The sequence below is a fragment of the Methylobacterium sp. WL7 genome, from assembly GCF_008040085.1.
GTDB classification, from domain to species: domain Bacteria; phylum Pseudomonadota; class Alphaproteobacteria; order Rhizobiales; family Beijerinckiaceae; genus Methylobacterium; species Methylobacterium mesophilicum.
Genome location: NZ_VRVG01000347.1, coordinates 1 through 736 on the forward strand (window position 1 = coordinate 1; position 736 = coordinate 736).

Annotated in this window: 1 pseudogene; it reads right to left on the reverse strand. The window is 64.7% G+C overall.

Annotated features, from left to right (window positions below):
• A pseudogene (locus FV233_RS29695) lies at window positions 1-504 on the reverse strand (IS481 family transposase); the annotation flags it as partial.
• Window positions 505-736: the final 232 nt, after the last annotated feature.

Genomic DNA, 736 nt, shown 5'->3' on the forward strand with positions numbered 1-736 from the left:
CACGTAGCGGGAGGCGCGATCGATGGCGACGTACAGGTAGCGCTTGCGCGAGACGCGGTCGCGATCCTGCAGCTTGGGCAGGTGCTTCACATCGACGTGGATGAAGCCGACCTCGTAGTCCTTGAAGGTGCCGTGTGGCTTGCGGGCCTGCTCGGCGGGCGGCAGCCGATTAAGGCCCTGGGCCTTGAGGATGCGGTAGACCGCATCCCGGTTCAGGTGCGGCAGGAAGTGGCTGACGATGAAGGTCAGTGCATCTAGAGGAAAGCCGGTGGAGCGGCGGAGCACGCGCACGATGGCGCGCTCCTCATCGGTGGCTTTCCAGGGCAGCTTGTGGGGTCGAGCCGAGCGGTCCTGACACGCATCGGGACCGCGATTGCGCCATTTGCGGATGGTCTCGGTGGACACGCCGTAGCGCTTGGCCAGCACCCCGGAGCGCTCGTACGAGCGGGCGATCTCGGCGCGGACAGCCGGGGTGGTGCGAGCTTGGGGATGGATGGCGAGCATCAGCGGGCCGTCCTGGAAGAACGGCGGCGCACACCTGCAAACCGCCACGCATAGGCTTTGATCGCCCAACGCGCCGCATCCCAACGACGTTCCGCAACCAAACAACTAGCATTACAGTTGCGTTTTTGGCTTTTTCGTCGTCGGCGTGTTTTGCTGGGCTTACGGCGTCTATGTCCTGTGTCGGCTGACGCTCGGCGTTTGAGATGAGCGTTTCGGGCGGCCGCCTGATGCG